The organism is Rhodovibrio sodomensis, assembly GCF_016583645.1.
Taxonomy (GTDB): domain Bacteria; phylum Pseudomonadota; class Alphaproteobacteria; order Kiloniellales; family Rhodovibrionaceae; genus Rhodovibrio; species Rhodovibrio sodomensis.
This window is the reverse complement of sequence record NZ_NRRL01000009.1, coordinates 67,134-84,374: the sequence shown is the minus strand read 5'-3', so window position 1 is coordinate 84,374 and position 17,241 is coordinate 67,134. Positions and strand designations below refer to the sequence as shown.

11 protein-coding genes are annotated in these 17,241 nt (G+C 67.7%); 7 read left to right on the top strand and 4 right to left on the bottom strand.

The features are described 5' to 3' along the window. The 3 genes from CKO28_RS06405 to CKO28_RS06395 form a co-directional block, all read left to right on the top strand. On the top strand, positions 1 to 638 hold a 638-nt coding region (locus CKO28_RS06405; RefSeq protein ID WP_200339798.1), incomplete at its 5' end, for an IS1595 family transposase. Next, positions 635 to 2,188: a zinc ribbon domain-containing protein gene (locus CKO28_RS06400; RefSeq protein WP_200339797.1), complete on the top strand. Its 1,554-nt coding sequence runs from the start codon at positions 635 to 637 to the stop codon at positions 2,186 to 2,188. The genes CKO28_RS06405 and CKO28_RS06400, both read left to right, overlap by 4 nt. Positions 2,189 to 2,310: 122 nt before the next feature. Continuing rightward, positions 2,311 to 3,201, top strand: coding sequence for a hypothetical protein (locus CKO28_RS06395; RefSeq protein WP_200339796.1), 891 nt, complete (start codon positions 2,311 to 2,313; stop codon positions 3,199 to 3,201). A gap of 66 nt (positions 3,202 to 3,267) precedes the next feature. On the opposite strand, the gene CKO28_RS06390 is transcribed toward CKO28_RS06395, so the two are convergent. Next, on the bottom strand, positions 3,268 to 4,875 hold the full coding sequence (locus CKO28_RS06390) for an aq_1923 C-terminal domain (RefSeq protein WP_200339795.1): 1,608 nt from the start codon (positions 4,873 to 4,875) through the stop codon (positions 3,268 to 3,270). 235 nt (positions 4,876 to 5,110) lie between these two features. On the opposite strand from CKO28_RS06390, the gene CKO28_RS06385 reads away from it, so the two are divergent. Beyond that, positions 5,111 to 7,195, top strand: coding sequence for an ATP-dependent helicase (locus CKO28_RS06385; protein WP_200339794.1), 2,085 nt, complete (start codon positions 5,111 to 5,113; stop codon positions 7,193 to 7,195). Between the two features lie 3 nt (positions 7,196 to 7,198). On the opposite strand, the gene CKO28_RS06380 is transcribed toward CKO28_RS06385, so the two are convergent. Further along, positions 7,199 to 7,714 (bottom strand): hypothetical protein, encoded by a 516-nt coding sequence (locus CKO28_RS06380; RefSeq protein WP_200339793.1) that lies wholly within the window; start codon positions 7,712 to 7,714, stop codon positions 7,199 to 7,201. Between the two features lie 183 nt (positions 7,715 to 7,897). Between CKO28_RS06380 and CKO28_RS06375 the strand changes: the two genes are divergently transcribed. From CKO28_RS06375 to CKO28_RS06365, 3 genes are all read left to right on the top strand, one after another. After that, on the top strand, positions 7,898 to 9,775 hold the full coding sequence (locus CKO28_RS06375; RefSeq protein WP_200339792.1) for a hypothetical protein: 1,878 nt from the start codon (positions 7,898 to 7,900) through the stop codon (positions 9,773 to 9,775). Between the two features lie 148 nt (positions 9,776 to 9,923). Further along, positions 9,924 to 10,595: a hypothetical protein gene (locus tag CKO28_RS06370; protein ID WP_200339791.1), complete on the top strand. Its 672-nt coding sequence runs from the start codon at positions 9,924 to 9,926 to the stop codon at positions 10,593 to 10,595. 233 nt (positions 10,596 to 10,828) lie between these two features. Beyond that, positions 10,829 to 14,164, top strand: coding sequence for a DEAD/DEAH box helicase (locus CKO28_RS06365; protein ID WP_200339790.1), 3,336 nt, complete (start codon positions 10,829 to 10,831; stop codon positions 14,162 to 14,164). Between the two features lie 120 nt (positions 14,165 to 14,284). Here CKO28_RS06365 and CKO28_RS06360 read toward each other — a convergent pair whose 3' ends face one another. After that, positions 14,285 to 16,858 (bottom strand): hypothetical protein, encoded by a 2,574-nt coding sequence (locus CKO28_RS06360; RefSeq protein WP_200339789.1) that lies wholly within the window; start codon positions 16,856 to 16,858, stop codon positions 14,285 to 14,287. Between the two features lie 7 nt (positions 16,859 to 16,865). Beyond that, positions 16,866 to 17,228, bottom strand: coding sequence for a hypothetical protein (locus tag CKO28_RS06355; protein ID WP_200339788.1), 363 nt, complete (start codon positions 17,226 to 17,228; stop codon positions 16,866 to 16,868). Positions 17,229 to 17,241 lie beyond the last annotated feature (13 nt).

Here is a 17,241-nt window from a genome sequence, read left to right as displayed (position 1 = left end):
GGATGGACAGCCCCTCGGCGCCGCGTCGCGGCGCCATGCAGGGGGACGATCCGGTCCTGCGCGGGGTGGTGGAGATGGACGAAACCTACGTTGGCGGCGACCCGCGCCCCCGGAACACCGGCGACGATGATGCCGGTGACGACAGCGCGTCTGGCAGGGGCGGCGGATCGCGCCCGAAAGGGCGTGGAACGGCAAAGCCGCTGCTACTGACCGCCGTCGAGCTCGGCGGCTCGGTCCATGCCCGCCGCATCAAAAGCCATCGTACAGACGCGATCGCACCCGCCTGGCGGGCCTGGATCGATCCGACGGCACAACTGATGATGGATGCTTTGCCGGCCTACCGGCGGATCGGCCAGGCGCATCCGAGCCATCTGACGGTCAACCATTCCAAGCGCCAGTACGCCCGGACCGACGTTGACAGCGGCGAGCGCGTTCACGTCAACACGGCGGAGTCGTATCACGCGTTGTTGCGGCGCATGGTCGTGGGCGTGCATCACTGGATCAGTGGGAAACACCTCGACCGCTATGCCGCGCAAGCGGCGCACGCGTGGGATCACCGGACGCGTGATGCGGCGACGCTGATGTCGCTGCTTGCGCGACCGGCAGAGCCGCTGCCGTTCCGGGCACTGACGACATGACGGAGTTAGCTATCCACCGCACCGACCTGCTGCCAACGGCGATGAACCCCGGCAAGGAAGCCGCCGTGCGCGACTTGCTACGCGTGTGGCGCCGGGCGGCGCGGGCCGTCGCCGCCGACCAGTGGGTGCGCTTTTTCCGCGACGGCCGGTTCCAGAAGAACATCCCGGCGGCCCAGGAGGCCGCCGTGCCCGGCGTGGCCGGCGCCAAGGCGGAAATCGGTGCCCAGCGGATCCAGATGGTGCGCTATCAGGTCGTCGGCACGCTGACGTCGTTCCTCTCCAACCGCCAGAACGACTTCGCCGAGATCGTGGGGCGGCACGAGAAGTTCGACGATCGCACGAAGCACATGCTTCGGGTTGTGAACAAGGCGCAAGCCTCGTTCGACCGCCGTCGCGAGATCGCTATGCCCGACACCGGCGAGCCGGTCCCCGACGACGTCCGCGATCTGGCGCGCCGGATCATGAAGCACGTGCTGAAGCAGCATCGCAAGCCGTCATTCAAGCGCGCCAACATGGTCGTCGACCGCCGCCAGGCGACGCTGGCCGACGCGGCGAGCGCGTCGGCGTTCCCGCTCTGGCTACGCCTGGGCACGCTGGATAAGGGGCGACGCATCGAGATCCCACTCAGCACCTACCCGTACTTCGATGAACGGAAGGGCCAGCGCTGCCAGACAGTCCAGATCAACGAGAGCGACGACGGCACGCTCCGGGTCGGCGTGATCACGGACGTCGCGGAGCCTTTCGCCGAGGCGCGCGCGACCTACACGCCGTTGCGCGACAACCTTTCGATCGACTTCGGCCTGTCGACCTTGATCTCCACCGACGCGGGCGACCTGATGGGCCGCGACGCGCTGCGCCATCTGGAAAATCTCGACAAGCGCATTTCCACGATCGCCCGGCACCGGCAGAAGGCCGGCCTTAAGGTCCGCTCGCCCCGGTATAACCGCGCGGTACGCCAGCTGCGGGGCTGGCTGAAGACCGAGATCAACCGGATCCTGAACCGGATCGTGCTGCTGCGAAAGCCGGCGCATCTGACCGTGGAACGGCTGGACTTCCGGCATCCCGGCCTGTCGAAGCGGATGAACCGGATCCTGACCAACTGCGGTCGCGCGGCGTTCCGGGCCAAGCTGCAGGACCTGGGAGAACGCTACGGCGTGACGCACACCGAAGTGCACGCCGCCTACAGCTCGCAAAGCTGTTCACACTGCGGCTGGGTCCAGAAGAAGAACCGCCGCAGCCAATCGGAATTCCGGTGCCGCTGCTGCGGCACTCGGATGCATGCCGACGTCAACGCGGCGCGGAACCTGGGGGCACGACGTTCGTGTTCCGTGATGGGGAACCCGCGCCGAAGCCGGCGTGCCGTCCTCGACGAAGCGCTCAGGCGCTTTGCCGAGCGAAAGCCGTGTCGACCGCCGCCGGCGGCGTCGCGGCGACCCCCTGGGCGGGGCTCCAGGGGTGACCCGGATCGACCTGAACCTCAGGTCGGTTTGGGGATCATGTTGCCGAGCGCGCAGCCACAAGATCTCGTGGCTGCAAGCGCAAAGCAATAATGCCCAACCCGGCAGCTGTGCGCGGCCATGAGTACCCGTCACGGTCTCGGTCGCGGGCGACGGGGACAGCCCGACCGGCGCCCAGCGCTGGCGATACCGAGACCCTAGGCCGGGAGACCCTCATGACGCAGATCGCGTTCGATCACCGATTCCCCTCCGCGCTCGCCAAGCGCCTGCGCCAGCGCCTGAAGCACCGCGGCGTCGAGCTGAAGCAGACCGAAGTCCTCGAGGATATCGCCGGCGCGCTTGGCTGGCGATCCGACGCCCTGATGCATGCCCTCAAGACCCAGACGCCCGCCAAGGCAGAAAGCCCGGCCGGCGCGAGCGGGGATACCAGCGCGAAGGACAACGCGGGCCGATCTCCGGAGGTCGAGAAAACGCTCGAGGTGCTACTGCGCGCGTGCCCGGAAAACACCGCCCGCGAGGTCGTGGACCGCCTACTTGTCGACGGCTGGGAGCTCGGGATCGGCGACGACCTCCAGTTCTGGCGGAAAACCCTGGTGCCGGATGACGCACAAGGCCCCGAGGTCGAGGTGGTTCTGACTTTCGGAGAGCGCCTCGCCGTGGGGGACCCCTCCGAGGCCAAGTGGGAGTTGATCGAACAGGTCTGGTGGAGCGGCGATAGCACGGCCCAGACCTGGGCGAACAACACCCTGGATGAAGCTCTGAAGATGGCCTCGGGCGTCGCCGACCGTGCGCAGCGGACGCGCGGACGTGGCCGCGCCAAACTGTCGGACAACGCCACGCCACCGGGCTTCTACAGCCGCGGCATCCTCGATCACGACGGCGAGCAGCACGCCGGCGTGGTCTATGGCACGCCCGTGCGCACCGACGATGGCAGCATTCTGCTTGAGGAGAACTTCGTGATCCTCGATCTCGCACCGGACGACAAGTCCGCGCCCGAGCGCGGACGCTGGCTGCTGATCATCGGCAACCAGCAGCATCAAAGCGACGAACTCACGCAGCTTGAGCCGCTTCTGGCCGAGTTCCTGCGCGAGGAGTGGGGCCACTAGGCAGGTGTGAGGCGGGCGGCCGTGTAGCCCGACATCGGGCCGGACACCGGCCGCCCGCCACCTGCGTTACTGGCCGGTCATGCGCTCCGCCAGACCGTCCTGCATCCAGGTTGTCATGGCGCGGCCCTCGGCATTGCGACGGGCATCGCGCCACGCCTGGGACTCAAGCCGCGCATCGAGCCGCTGCATCAGCTGCCGGGCCGCGCGGCTGCCCGAGGCCGAGGCAAGGCTGGCCCAGTAGTGCGCGGTCTTGTAGCTGCGGGCGACACCGCGGCCGTCCGCCGCCCGGCGGGCGCGGCTCAGCAGGTCGCGCGTCGAGGGATCCGCAAGACTGGCCGCGCTCTCCCGACCGTCATCGGGCGCATCGTCGCGGACCTGTTCCTGCGCCTTCAGGATGTCGCCGGCCGACAGGCGCCGCTCCAGCGTATCGGCGATCGCCATGCCGTCGGTGCGGCCGCCGCGCTGGGCGCGCAACGCGTAACGGTACGCCGGCAGGTTCATGTCCTCCTGGGCGAGCGCCTCCGCGAGCACGGCCGCCGCCTCGCCGTCGCCGTTCCGGGCCATCGGCCCCAGGAGCTGCCGTCCGGTCGCGAGATCACGCGGGGCGCCGACGCCCGTCACGAGCGCCCGGCCGACACGCTTCTGGACCGCCGGGTTCGATGGCGATTCGCCGCCCAGGACCGCTTTCAGCGTCTTCGGGCTGACGGGGCGGGTATCGGTGACGGCCGCGCTCCCCGCGGTCGACTGAAGGGCGGCGAAGGTGCTCTGCGGCGTCTCGAAAAGCTCCTCGGTCAACCAGATCGGTTGTTCGGGCTGAATTCGGACCGTCACGCGATCGCCGCCGCGGAAGAGATCGGCGGTCGCCCGGGAGAGCTGCTTGGCGAAGCGGGCGACATCGGGTCCCGGGTCGCGCTGCCCGCCATCGGATAGACCGGCCATGACGCCCTGCCGGACCTTGAGCTCGATGTCGTCGGGACCCTGGGTGTTGCGCTGGATCATCGGCTGCAGGCGCTCGACAAGCCCCTGGTCGGTGAAGCTCATACTCGCGCGCGAGAGCTTCGCCTTCGGCTGCGGATCATCCAGCGGACCGTCATCGCCGCCCTGCAGCCAGAGGTAGGCGAGGTCCGCGGTGAAGCTGAGCCGCCCGGCGTTCGCCAGCTGCGTGGTCATGTCGATGCGCGCGCTCGATGTCGGGAAGCTGTAGTTCACGTCCGCGTCGACCGTATCGACCGTGACCGTGTCGTAGCCGAGCGTGCGGAGCTGGCCAGCAGCCTGCTCGGGAAGGCAGGCGAGGGGCACCTGCACATCGCTGATCCGCAAGCTGCCGCGCGTGGCCGCGCCAAGCTCGCCACCCAGGCTGGATACCCGTGCGGCTGTGATGGTGCAGGCGCCGGAGCGCGCATACGGCAGCTCCGGGGTCAGGGTCACGTCCGTGATCACCAGGTCCTCGCTCACGGTGTCGGTGCGGATCGCGTCGTATGTCAGGGGGACCGCGGACCGAACGAAGGCGAGCGCGAAGCGGACGAAGCCCTCCTGCGCGCTCGCGATCACCTCGCTCGCCTGCCGATTCGTGGACGCCGGCGTTGTCGGCTGGGCGTTCGCCTGCTGGACGCCCGCCACCGTCCAGGCAAGCACGAGTGCCGCTGCGCCCAGACGCGCGATTGTCTGCGCCATCAAGCCTCCTCTGCGGTTGGTGTTCGCCCTGGCCGAGTTCGCGTGAGCCCCCACCTTGTCGACCAGGGCTGTTCGGAAAAGCGTGATTGCGCCGCGAGGCTAACGCGAGGCGAGTGGTGTGCCCAGACACGAGCGACAGCTATCCTGGCCGCAGCAGCGCGTGCATAAACGGGCCTCGCATCTCGCCCGCTCTGCGCTTACGCTGCTGTGAACACTTCAAGAACGATCGGATGTGATGACCAACGTCGAGCTGGCCAGCGGCAATAGCCCCTTCGACAGCCTCAACCAGGCGCAGCGCGAGGCCGTGGAGCATGGTCTCGATCAGGTTCAGCAGGGCCGCCTGCCAGGCCCCGTGCTGATCATCGCGGGTGCGGGATCCGGCAAGACACGCACGCTGACCGCGCGGGTCGCGCGATTGATCTTGGCCGGCGCCGATCCGAACCGCATCCTGATGATGACCTTCACCCGGCGCGCGGCCGCGGAGATGACCCGGCGCGCGCTCGGGATCGTCTCCGATGCGCTGGGCACGAGCGCGAGCACGCGCGAGCTGTCCTGGAGCGGGACGTTCCACGCGATCGCCCAGCGGCTGCTGCGCTTGCACGCCGAGCAGATCGGGCTCTCGCAGGACTTTAGCGTGCTCGATCGCTCAGATGCCGAGGACCTCATGAACGTGGTCCGGGAGGACCTTGAATTCTCGAAGAGTGAGAAGCGGTTCCCGAAGAAGGGGCAGTGCCTTGCGATCTATTCCCACACGATCAACGCGCGCCAGCCGCTGCAGGCTGTCCTGGACGACCATTTCCCGCAGTACGCCGAGTGGGCGGATGAGCTGAAGCAGCTGTTCCGGGCCTACGTCGAGGCCAAGCAGGATCGCGACCTGCTGGATTACGACGACCTACTGCTCTACTGGGCGGACATGATGCACGCCGAGGGTGTCGGGGCCGAGGTGCGGAAGCGCTTCGATTACGTCCTGGTCGACGAGTACCAGGACACGAACGTGGTCCAGGCCGACATCCTGCGCGGTCTCGCGCCCAACGGGGACGGCCTCACGGTGGTCGGCGACGACGCGCAATCGATCTACTCGTTCAGGGCAGCAACGATCCGCAACATCCTGGATTTTCCGCAAATGTTCGATCCGCCGGCGCGGGTCATCGCGCTCGAGGAGAACTACCGCTCGACCCAGCCGATCCTGGATGCGTCGAACCACGTTATCGCCCAGTCGAGCCAGCGGTACGCCAAGCAGTTGTTCTCGCGCCGGGAGAGCAGCGACCTGCCGAAGATGGTGACGACGCGCGACGAGCAGAGCCAGGTCGACTACGTGGTGGAGCGCGTCATGGCCAACCGCGAGGCCGGGATCGACCTGCGCGAACAGGCCGTGCTGGTGCGCGCCGGCTATCACTCGGGGGCGCTGGAGATCGAGCTCGCGCGCCGCAACATCCCGTTCGTCAAGTACGGCGGCCTGAAGTTCATGGAAGCCGCGCACATCAAGGACGTCATCTCCCTGCTGCGCTGGGCCGAGAACATCCGCGATCAGGTGGCGGGCTTCCGGGTGTTGCAGCTGCTGCCCGGCATCGGTCCCGGAAACGCCCGGCGGGCGTTCGCTCAGATCGAACGCGCCCAGAACCCGGTGGCGGCGATGGCTGGCTACAAGCCGCCGAAGGGGGCACAGGCCGAATGGCAGCCGCTGGTCGAGGTCATGGGCCAGCTGCGTGACCGTCAAACCGACTGGACCGACCAGCCAGGTCTCGGGCGCCGCTGGTATGGCCGGTACATCGAGCGGCTGCACGAGAACCCGCGGGCGCGCATGAACGATCTCGAGCAGATGGAGCGGATCGCACAGACCTACCCAAACCGGGCCCGATTCCTGAGCGAGGTGGCGCTCGATCCACCGGACACCTCCGGCGACGAGGCCGGCGAGCCGCTGATCGACGACGACTGGCTGATCATCTCCACGATCCACTCGTCCAAGGGCCAGGAGTACCAGGCCGTCTATGTCCTGAACGTGGTGGACGGGTGCATCCCCTCGGACATGGCGACGGGCTCGGACGAGGGCGTCGAGGAGGAGCGGCGGCTTCTCTACGTCGCGATGACGCGGGCAAAGGACCAGTTGCACCTGATCCAGCCGCAGCGATTCTACCGCCACAATCAGCCGCGCCACGGTGACGGCCATGTCGTGTCGCCGACGAGCCGCTTCCTGCCGCCGGATGTGCTGGATAATTTCGAGCAAGTGGGCTACGGCGCGCCGGCCGGCCAGGGCGATGCGCCGGCGACCGGCACCGAGCGCGTCGATCTGAAAAGCCGGATGCGCGGGATGTGGGACTAGGGCTCACCCGGGCGCCGGAACTGACCCCAGCCGGCGGATCTCGACCGGCTGGCCGGCCGTGTACTCGATCGTGAACGCGCCCGTGTGGTCGAAGGCCCAGATGTCGACGAAGGTCACGCCGCGGGCCTCCGAGATGCCTTCCGCCATGGCGGCCAGCTCGCTGTCCGAGGCCCGCCCCATCACCTCGAGCAGATAGCCCATTCGATCGTCCTGTGCGGGCTTGTGCAGCTTCGGGGAGACCGCGAAGAGACGGGCGATGCGGGTCTGCACCATTTTGACCCGGCCCTTTGTGCGCTCCTTGAAACCGACCCCGATGTGGTGGACCTGCACCTCGCGGCGAACCATGTCCTCGGCGTGCCAGGTTTCGCTCGACAGCGGGCGAGGTTCTTCGGCATCCGGATCGAAGAAGACCGGGTCCTCGGGAGCCGGTTCGCGGCCGAACTTGGCCCGGAACAGACGGAGCTGCTGGTCGAGCAAGTTCGCCGCGTCAGGCGTCATCGGTATGCGATCGGAGGGCATGCGCGGTTTCCAGGGAGGTGGGTTACCTTTTGACGTTCCTGCTACATCCGCCGATATGTACGGTCGTCCCAACTAGCTATACAGGCCTCGACAGAAAAAGCGACCTCAAAATCCAGCGACCAATCGTGTAGTATCGCGTCCCCCTTCACGCTAGCAGCAGGGACAGGGTCCTCGATGCGGATAATGCCGGGCGAAAAGATCGCAGGGATAAGGGTTTCCCGGATCAAGGCGGCGCTTCGGGAGAGCAGGCGCTACATCACGAGCGCGGAGCTCGGATACCGCCTGGGCCTGCTGGAGCCGAGCTTGAGCCGCGTTTGCGGCGAGCTGGCCGATCGGGGGATCATCCAGTTCGACGAGACCTACGTTGGGGTGGATCAGTGGGAGATCGGCCCCGCCGGGCAGCGCCTACTGGCAAGCCCGATCCAGAAGCCGATGAGCCGCGATCAGGCGCGCGATCTGCTCGCCCAGACGATTGAACGCGGTCAGGCGATCAACGCCGATGCCGGACTCGCTTTCCGGGTGACGGAGATCGTTGTGTTCGGCAGCTACATCACGAACGCCGAGGATCTCGGTGATCTCGACATCGGCGTGCGGCTGGACCGGCGCCGCAATCCCGCCGGTCGCGACCTCATGGAGGAAGCCAGCGCTCGCGCGCCGGCGAGCCTGGGTCCGTTCCGGCATGGCTGGGGTCAGCAGGAGGTCTTGAAGGCGCTCACCGTCGATGAGAAGCGTGTCTCGCTGCACGGGATCGACGAGGTCGAGCGGATGGGCGCGCGCCATCAGGTCGTGTACGGGCTCGATCCGGTGACTGGGAGCGAGAACAAGCTGCCGGGTGACGTGCGTTGCCCGACACCCGAGCAAGGGGTGGGGAACGACGGCGGGGGTGCTGCCGCCGCGCGGTCCAATGCTTGCACGGATCCGGCGCCGCCGCCCTACGATCCGGCGGCTGCGCCGCGGAGACCGCGGCGGATCGCGGCAAGCGCGCGCCGGGACTCGCGCGCCAGCGAGTCTGAGATCGCCGTCCAGCACGCCTGGGCGAACGGACTTACGCCCGAGGAAATCATCGAGCAGCAGCACATCGAGCATCAGAGCCCGCGCTCTCTGCGTGATCTGATCGCTGCGCTCTACGCCTGGCACGACGACCCCGATCGCAGCGTGTTGCCGCCCAATTGCTCGCACGTCTGCGACGACGCCTGGTGGGACCCCGCGATTGACGGGCTCCGGCTCCAGGACGGACGTGCATGGCCGATCCAGAAGCAGCTGGGGCGCGCGGGGTATCGCTGGCCCCGCGACTGTCGGGAGATCGGGCGGCCGCGTAATCTCGAGACCCTGGATCAGGCGATCGCCCGGGTGCTCGGTGACGCGGCGGATCGTGTCTGCGTGCGGGTCCGGGCGGAGCCGCCGGCCGCCAAGGGCGCGAACTGGCGTCTCGACTTCGAGGTCCGCGAGGATAGCAACGAAGGGATCCTGTTCGCGACCAACCGGAGAGCGCCGAACGGCCGCCTGACCTATGCGCAGGCTGTCAACGACGCCTGGAAGGAGCTTGGCGCATCGCTCAACAAGGGGCTGGTTGATTGGTGCGAGCGCCTGCATGCCGCGCTCGACGGTACGCCGTTTCTGATGCGCCACTGGGTCGACGGCGACCGCCTGGCGGCCGCACGAGACGACGGACCGATCCCCACCGGCGCGCTGCGCACCGCAGTCCTCTACCAGGGCCTCCGGAACGCCGTGACGCTTTACCCGAACGTCTTGAAGAAGGTGTGCGCCGGTGAAGTGCTGGCGGCGATCGCGCCCGTGACGGGCGTGGGCGTGCGTTTCCTGGCGTTGCGACCGGAGACCAGGGTCGAGGACAGCCTGAACCCTGGCGTCGGGCACGCCGCGCTATCGATTTGCCTGGAGCCCGACCTACAGTCCTGGCGCGCGCGTCTGCCCGAGCGCTTCCTTGCCATCGGTGACCTCAAGATCGTGATCACGCTGGATCCCGAGGATCTCCGCAAGGAGGTCGGACAGAAGGGCGCGAACCGGTCGGGTGGCAAGGCACCACCGTCGTCGGTTACTTGAAGTTCGCCGCCGCCGCGCCGGCCCTGATATCGAGGGTAGCCTTGTGCGCAAGGCGCATGACGACGATGCTCTCCAGGCGCGCAAACGCCGGCTGGAAGGAAGCTTGAGGATCGTGCGTTGGCTTGCAGCCGGCGCCTGGCTGTAGGCGTTGGGCGTCTTCTTTTCACTGATCGCAAGCGTGAGCGGGTCAGCGGAAACCCATACGCTGAACCAGGATATCTTCCTGCACCTGGGCAGCGGCATCGTATACGCACTACTGATGGCCGGCGGGTTTGCGGTTTTCCGACTCATCCTGCCGGGCCCGAGGCACAAGGGCGCGGCCAGGGACGCCGCCGTGGTGTTTGATCAACCCGACACCGAGTCGGCGGGTGCGCATCCGCCAGACCCCGAAACCGGTGCCAGGCCTGGGTCAGCTGCCGCGATGTCGGGAGATCAGGGGGGTCCAGTGGAAATGATCCGCGCCGTGTCACCCGGCGATGCGGACCTGTGTGAGCAACGCCTCCAGCCGGAGATGTCCCTGGAAGAGAGGATCTCGGCCGTCGTCCAGCTATACGATGAGGTCTCGGCGCCGGCGCGTGAGAAGGAACTGACCTATGTTGAGTTGCGCGAAAACGGCGGACTCAAGAACCTGGACGCTTACCACCTCGACGCGCTGTTCGAGGGGTATCGGGTTGCATCGAAGGTCGATCCGACAGCCAAGCAGCGCCTGTTCACGGTTGTCGATCAGGACGGCCACGCCGCGGTCGACGCGTTCTACCGGACGCACGAGGCCGCCGGCCTGGCGGGTGTCCGTCGGATACTGGGGTTGCATGGCACCTGACCCGCGCCCCTTGGACCGGTCGAGTAGTGAAATCCAGGACCTGGAAACACGGTAAACAAGGCGTTACTTTCGGTGCTTGGTTCTGCGAATACAGGACAGGCGTTGATCTTCTTTCTTGCTGGTTGTAGGAAAGTCGACGCTGCAATCTCACCGACGCGACTTCGGTAGCTATCCAGGGCGCGGCTGGGCGGGTTGGGAGTCTGGTTGATCATCGAGCGGGGAAGATGGGGTCCATGAACGATCGGGTGCTGGGCTACTGGGAGGCAATTGAGCTCGCGAAGCCTTCGAAGATCCAGGGCGGGGACGCGCCTTTCTGGCCCGAGCACCGAACGCGTCCCGTTGCCTTCCAGCGCGATGTCAGTGATGATGGTGAGCTGCCCTGGAACGACCCCGAGACACCGGCGCCGCAGAGTGGCCGGGAAATCCTGAGCACCGTCTTCGTGGGTGTTTATGACCTGAGGGCCTATCTCGACGCTGCGGGTGAGGACGAGTCCGGCCGCCAAAAGTCCGCCGACATCTACGCGACAGTATCCTTCATGGCGACGGGCGACGGCCGGATGCTGCCGCACTCCCTGCAGATCTCAGCAACGCCCTGGGCTCTTGGCCTATTGCAGCGGGAGGGCGCCGGGTCGCTGGACTCCGAGGGATGGGTCGGACTTGAGGCCGGTATCCGAGACACCATCCAATCGCGCTGGGCCGGGCGCCATCTCAGCGTCCGCGATCTTCACGGCATCCAGCGCACGGTGAGCGAGGAGTCCGGTGGGACGCTCGCGTTCAAACCCTGGTTCCGTATCCAGGCCCGGGAGCGTCGGGTCCCGTCCGAGCTCTCGCTGGATGAATGGATGTCGGCGTTGCTGGAATGGGACGACGATCTCGAGCAGCTATTCACCTCCCGCATGTACCCTGACCTGAAACAGGCCCGCGGCATCCAGAAGCATCCTGCCTTGCAGGAGTACCTCAGCTCCGGGACCGTCCCCTTGCAGGCCGATGCGGTGCATGATCGCCATGCGGTGTTCCAGGGTCTGAACCCGGATGAGATGCCGCTCGGCACCTGGCCGTCGCCCGGCCACCGGGCCCTGAACCTCGCCCAACGCTTCGCGCTCGCACGCACGCGGCGCGACCTGGCGGATGGCGGGCTGTTCGCGGTCAACGGACCGCCCGGCACCGGCAAGACGACGATGATCCGGGAGTTGGCCGCCGATCTGATCGTGCAGCGCGCACAGGCGATGGTGCGGATCGGCGATCCCGAGGCGGCTTTGCGCGAGGGCGTGCCCGAGGAGATCGCGGGTTACGAGCTGATTGTCTGCACGCACTCGAACAAGGCCGCGCAGCGGGTCAGCACCGAGCTACCCCGGCTGAGCGAAGTCGATCCCTACTGGCACGATCGGATCGGGCTCTTCCGCCAGACGACACCTCAGGTCGTCCGAAGCTATCAACGCAGCGCCGAGATCGACCTGCAGGGGCTGTTCGGGACACTCGCCCTGCCGCTCGGCAACCTCAAGATGCGGCAGGCATGTTGTGATGGGCTGTGGCCGGATCCCAGGCGGCTGCGGGAAGAGAACCTCTGGAGCCTCGGTCGCCTTCTTCACCATGACTTGGAAGATGTGGAGCCGCCGGCGGTGGCTGACTGGCCAACGGCGTGCCGGCGTTTTCGCGAGGCGGTGGCGCGGGCTGAGCGCGAGCGCGCCGCGGCTGTGCAGGCCTATCGCGTGCCACACCAGGAGCACAGGCTGCGGCTCCTGCGCGAGCGGGATGAGCAGGGGCCGATTGGTCTGATGGCCAAGCTGGAGCGGCTGGAGAAGCCCGACAGCGACCCGGATGCGCTGGCGCGTGAGATTCGGCAGCTCGAGGAGAGGCTGCTGGCCCAGCAGGAAGCGGTCCGTTCCCGGGTGATCGAGGCGCGCAAGGGGGCGGCGCAAGAAGTCCGTGAGATCGCCGCTGAAAAGCGCGCTCTGACCCCGGAAGGCGGACGCGAGGAGCGGATGCGATGGCAGGATGCAGGAACCCGGCTCGCGAGCGCCCAAGGCAGGCTGGGGGCGCTGGAATCCTTGGAGACCCATCTGATCCGCTCGTACCGCTATCTGCTCGGCCTCGGGGGGGGGCGTGCGCTTTCCAAAGACGATCAGAGCCACATCGCGACGTTGCGGGAGTTACTTGATCCGGAGTCTCAAGCTGCAGCAGACCGACTGCGCAGCCTGCGCCAGCAGCACATCGACGCGCAGTCTGAGTGGTCGGCCTATACGCGGGCGCATGCTGAACTGAGCGAGGCAATCGACGTTCAGCGGCGGGAGGTTCGCAAGGAAATCCGGGACATCGAGGCGCATCTTGAGGAGCGGCGCAAGGCGGCCCGGGAGCGTTTCGGTGAGAATGCGGTCGATGCGGAGCAGTGGGACGCCGGCGGCCCCGATCTCGAGCGCCTTTCGCCTTGGGTTGGAGAGACGGCGACCGACGGCAATCCGGGGGGCCTGCAGGCGGCGCGGGCCGAGGTGTTCCTGGCTGCCTTGGCGCTGCATGAAGCCTTCGCGGTGGCCGGCCGGAAGGCGTTACGGCGCAAGCTGAGTGCCTTCTTCGCCATGCTGCGTCGGGACACCGGCTGGCGGGAACAACACGGCCATCAAGGGGGTCCGGCCGATCTCTGGCGGGCGTTCTTCCTGGTCGTTCCGGTGGTGTCCACGACCTTTCATTCGGTCCGGAAGCTGTTCGCGGGCGTGGGCTCTCAGGAGTTCGGGTGGACGGTTGTTGATGAGGCAGGTCAGGCCGAGCCGCAGTCCGCGGTCGGCGCGATGCTGCGGTCCCGGCGTGCCGTGATCCTGGGCGACCCGATGCAGTTGGAGCCGATCCTGGATCTTCCGGACGCCGTCGCCGATCGGATCGCGACGCGGCTTCACGATACTCCGGCCTGGGACCCGCGGAGGCAGTCGGTTCAGACGCTTGCCGACCGGCGCTGTCCTGTGGGGAGCAAGATCGAGACCGGATCGATGCACGGTCAGCGGGTCGGCTGTCCGTTGCGTGTTCATTGGCGATGCGACGAGCCGATGGTGTCGATCTCGGCCGGCCTCGCCTACGGCGACCTGATGGTGAAGGGCACAATCGAGCGCGCCGACGTGGCGCTGCCACAAAGCGGATGGCTGCATGTGCCGCGGACAGGCCCGGCAGATCAGGGCCATTTCGTCGCCGACGAGATGCCGGCGCTCATACACCTGCTGGACCAGATCGACCGGGCCGGACTGAGTGTATACGTGATCACGCCGTACCGGGATGTGGTGGCCGGTCTTAACCGGACTCTTCGGCCGACAGCGCATGCACGACTTTTGACCGAGGGCCGTGTTGGGACCGTCCACACTTTCCAGGGTCGCGAAGAGGACGTGGTGATTATCGTGCTGGGCGGGACCGGCTCGATGAAGGCGCGCGAGTTCACCCACGAGAAGCCGAACTTCCTGAACGTCGCGGTGACCCGCGCGCGTCGGCGATTGTACGTGATCGGCGACCGTGACAGCTGGGGCAAGCTGCCCTTCTATAAAGTGCTGGCCCAGCAGCTGCCAGAGCCGGAGGCCGGCGCCGCCGCATGAGATGGAGAGAGGCCTAGGACCGGTCGTGCCGGCCGCTGCCGGCCGGTCGTCCGGTGCGACGGCATCGCCGACATGCAGGCGGTAGGCCGGTCCCGGCGAAGGCGGCCCGGGTGCCGCGGATCAGGCGCTCATTGGCTCGCTGTCTTCGTGCGTGGTCTTCCCGGCATCGATCCGGCTGGTGCGCACCCGGCGATTGATGATGAACGGCTGGCGCTCGGCATTGGTCCGGCGGACCTCGGTTGCGCGCTCGCGCCAGACCTCGAAGACCTGGGCCAGGTCCTTCACCACGGCTTGCTCCTCCGGGAAGCGGGTCGTAACCTCCCGCGAGGCCGCGCGGCTCATGAACTCGCTCATGTGACGCGTCTCAGCGTCATAAGGGTTGTTGCGCCGGAGCACCTGGCAGAGGTGCCGGCGCAGCTCGCCGGCGGCCAGCTCGGGATCGTCGTGACGCGGGACATGACGGAAGATGCCGCGGCCGGGCTCGACGCGCAGGCGGGCCGTCTCGTGGCCGATTTCCTTCACCACCCGGTCCGGCACCCGCCAGCTCTCGCCGTCCCAGCGCAGGTTCATCCGGCCGCGCTCGGCGATCTCGGCGGACAGCGCCTGGATCGCGTCGACGTCTTCGAACGCCGGCGTCTTGCCCCGGCGCATTTCCAGCTTCAGCGGCGCCCAACGATGGCCGTCGAAGACCCGCGGCTGGATGGCGCCGTCCTGGGTGCGGTTGAGCCGGATGTCGCCGTGCACGCCCAGGTCATGGGGGCTCACGTGCCCGATCGTGTTGACGCCGGCCTGCACGGTCAGGGTTTTACGGTCGGGCCGGGTGCCAAGCTGGGAGAGCTGCAGCTCGGTGCGAAGCTGCTCGGCGCCGGCAAGGAACTCGTTGTGCGCCTCGGCGATCGGAATCCGCAGAGCCGGATCGGTTTGCGCGGTGTGGGCGACCCGCACGTGCTCGCGCACCCGGGAGATCTCCTTCCAGACACCACGGTAGAGCTCCATCGACTCGCGTGGGTCGGGCGGGATCTCACCTTCGGCGATCCCCATCATCGTGCACAGGCGCGTCAGGCCGGCGTGGCGGATCGCCTCCGGGCTGCGGCGGTCGGGCAGGGAGGTGGCCGTGTGCTGGCGGCCCTCGTCGACGAGGTGTGCTGCGTGGGGGCCGTCGACGGTGCGGCCGGCACGATGGGCGAGCACGGCCTCGACCAGGCTCAGACCCTCGCGCATGCCCTGCAGGCGCGGATCGTTGGGTGCGGCCTCCAGGGTGGCCTGCGTGCGCTCGCGCATCGCCCGCAGCGCGCGCGTGGAGTGGTTCTGCAGCTTGCGGGCGACCTCGGCCGGATCGTGCGCCTCGCGCGCGGAGTCGTCCTGGATGTCGAAGAGGTGGTCGTGGTGTGGCCGGCCCTCGGGGAGAACGATGCCGTGCTCCTGCTCGAGGTAGGCGTTCATCTCCTCGTCCCTGAGCCCATTGCCCTGGCCGGTGCGCACCCGCTCGTGCAGCGATCGCTTGGGCTGGCCGGCGGTTTCGTGCAGGTAGTCGGCGTCCGGCCGGACCTCCTTCAGGATGTCGGTGAAGGTCGGCGTGCGATCCTCGAGCTCGCCGGTCTCGTATTTCCGCTCCGGCTCTTTCAGCGTTTGCTCGTCGGCGAACTCGATCGGCAGGTAAAGCGCCGGGTCCTGGTGGACCATCTCCTTGAAGCGGGCGACCGATCCGCCCGGATCGATCAGGGTATGATCCCGCTTGCCCTCCGCGGCGGCGGAGCCGTGCCGGAGCACCCGCAGCATCGTCAGCGGATCCATATCGGCACGGGCGAGGACGGTCGTCTGGGTGGCGGAGAGCGGCGGCCGGTCCATCAGGATCTTCGCGGTCGCCACCAGGTTCGGCACGTCACCGTTCTGGAAGGCCGCGAAAGCAGCCTCGGTCTGGCCGGCGGTGATACCGGCACGCTTGGCGGCCGGCGACATGTCGCCGACGGCCACGGACACGTTGTCATCGCCATACACTGCCTGAAGACGCTGGGTCAGGATGATCGCATCCTCGGGGCGCGAGGTGACGAACAGCGTTTGCTTGCGCCCCGCGCTGCCATGCGCCTCGTGCAGCTGGACGAGGGTTTCGGCCGCCTCGTTGCCGAGATCGAAGCGCAGGGAGCCGTTCTCCGAGCGCGGCAGCAGGCTCTTTTTCTGGCTGTGCACCGCGCGCGTCGGGACGAGTGCCTTGTCGGCGAGGCCCTGCTCGAAGGACAGGCGGCCGATCTCGACCGGCGTGCGCGGGCCGGCGAAAGCGGAGGAGAAGTCACGGCCATCCGTACGCGATGGCACGTCGGAGATACCGATCACGCTGGTATCGGGGTTGGCCTGACAGAGACGCTGCAGCGCCTTTCGGCCGTATGCCGTGGCGGCCCACGGCGCGTGTCCGACCACAATCGCGCCGATCCCGTCCGGGATGTCGCCCTCGACGAGGGAGCGCCAGCCCCGCACTTCCGTTGCCGCCTGGTCCTGAGGCGAGAGATGTCCGCCGAGGTCCGCGCGGTCTTCTCGATCGATCACGAGCACGCGGCCTGGCGCGCTGATGGCGAGCCCTTCGATCAGATCCGCGTAGCCGCGGCCGGCGGGCACGAAGACGAGCCCATTGTCGCCGCTGGCGACGCGATTGGCGATCCGGTTGCGCAGCTCGTCGCGCAGCGAGAGGGGCTCGGTCATGACGGGTTCAGCTCCCTGGTCGGGCGGTGGCGATCAGATCGCCGGTGTTCAGGTTGGAGGTCTCTGCGCGCACGATTGCGACGTCGTCGACCGGGCCGGATTGCTCGGACACCAGCATCACGCAGGCGCGGCCGTCCTCGATCTCGGGGGCGACCAGCGCCAGCTCGCCGGCCGAGACGGCCGCCGAGGCCATCTCCAGCGGGATCAGGCCGATCGTGACCGACATCTCGCCGTCCAGATGCTCGCAGACGGCGTCGACGTGCGGCTTGAGCCAGGTCGTGAGTGCGTCGATCGGCAAGGAGGAGGCGCCGACCGGGGTGATCTCCAGGCTGCGACGGGTGCCGGCGACGGTGTGGACGGTGGTGGTCATCTCGGTTCCTTCT

Bases quoted from the DNA above. Each gene is read 5' to 3' on its own strand.
- CKO28_RS06400 (WP_200339797.1), top strand. From the start codon at position 635: ATGACGGAGTTAGCTATCCACCGCACCGACCTGCTGCCAACGGCGATG.
- CKO28_RS06395 (WP_200339796.1), top strand. From the start codon at position 2,311: ATGACGCAGATCGCGTTCGATCACCGATTCCCCTCCGCGCTCGCCAAG.
- CKO28_RS06390 (WP_200339795.1), bottom strand. From the start codon at position 4,875: ATGGCGCAGACAATCGCGCGTCTGGGCGCAGCGGCACTCGTGCTTGCC.
- CKO28_RS06385 (WP_200339794.1), top strand. From the start codon at position 5,111: ATGACCAACGTCGAGCTGGCCAGCGGCAATAGCCCCTTCGACAGCCTC.
- CKO28_RS06380 (WP_200339793.1), bottom strand. From the start codon at position 7,714: ATGCCCTCCGATCGCATACCGATGACGCCTGACGCGGCGAACTTGCTC.
- CKO28_RS06375 (WP_200339792.1), top strand. From the start codon at position 7,898: ATGCCGGGCGAAAAGATCGCAGGGATAAGGGTTTCCCGGATCAAGGCG.
- CKO28_RS06365 (WP_200339790.1), top strand. From the start codon at position 10,829: ATGAACGATCGGGTGCTGGGCTACTGGGAGGCAATTGAGCTCGCGAAG.
- CKO28_RS06360 (WP_200339789.1), bottom strand. From the start codon at position 16,858: ATGACCGAGCCCCTCTCGCTGCGCGACGAGCTGCGCAACCGGATCGCC.
- CKO28_RS06355 (WP_200339788.1), bottom strand. From the start codon at position 17,228: ATGACCACCACCGTCCACACCGTCGCCGGCACCCGTCGCAGCCTGGAG.